The organism is Flavonifractor sp. An91 (genome assembly GCF_002159225.1).
Lineage (GTDB): Bacteria > Bacillota > Clostridia > Oscillospirales > Oscillospiraceae > Flavonifractor > Flavonifractor avicola.
Window position 1 is genome coordinate 1 of the sequence record NZ_NFHA01000099.1, and the last position, 908, is coordinate 908.

The window sequence follows — 908 nt, forward strand, 5'->3', positions numbered from 1 at the left end:
CTCCATAAAAAGGAAAGAGGTCTACCAGCTTTTCGCTGGCAGACCTCATGGCGGAGATGGAGAGATTCGAACTCTCGCGCCGGTTTTGAGCCGACCTACCGCATTTCGAGTCATTTCCCGCTTATGACTTTTGGTGGAAATTAAGCGAAGATGGAAGTACACAACGGAAGCCCAAAAGCTGCGGTATACTGCGGATTTTGGCTTCCGTTTTTCGCTTTTATTTGAACCCACCGGGTTTTCCGAGTTCTTCCCGTTTTTGCCCCGAATTATGACCGGAGGATAGAACAAGGATAGAACTGGACACCAGATTAGGGGTATTCACACCCATACCATTTCACGAAAATGCAAATCACCATTTTGATTAGACAACTTGATCTTATTTGAACCCACTTCAAAATCCAATATTTTACACACCAGTGAAGTACCTCACCTACCAATGACAGATGAACAAGAAAGTGAGTGCTGCACATGGATTTGACTAAGTATTACCCCGACATCGTCGCAAAGTATCCCGCCTACGTAACCAAACGGGAACTATGCGAGATCTGCCACATCTGTCCCAAGACCGCCTACAATTTAGAGCAACAAGGTGAGATTCCCTACACCATTGAGCAAAACCACCTGATCCGTAGCCACAAAATCAAGCTGACGGACATTCTTGCCTATCTCTATCGGCGTGAGTGCAGACAGGAAGCAGACAGTCCCTATATCTGTGCTATGAGAACATTCTATGACGAACACCTCTCTCCCTACTCAGACCTGCTTTCCGTAAAGGATATTCAGCAGATCACAGGCTTTTCGTCCTCGGCAATCGTGCGGTGGATCAGCACAGGGATTCTGAAGGCTTTCCAGCCTGGAAAGCAGTACACCGTCCCAAAGGATTTTATGCTGGACTTTCTGATAAGCCC

The 908-nt window shown here is 46.9% G+C and carries 1 protein-coding gene and 1 tRNA gene; one reads left to right on the forward strand and one right to left on the reverse strand.

Features of this window, described 5'->3' with window-relative positions:
- Window positions 1–48 precede the first annotated feature (48 nt).
- A tRNA-Ser gene (locus B5G42_RS18320) sits at window positions 49–118 on the reverse strand.
- Window positions 119–468: 350 nt separating this feature from the next.
- On the opposite strand from B5G42_RS18320, the gene B5G42_RS17625 reads away from it, so the two are divergent.
- On the forward strand, window positions 469–908 hold a 440-nt coding region (locus tag B5G42_RS17625), incomplete at its 3' end, for a helix-turn-helix domain-containing protein (protein ID WP_087273177.1).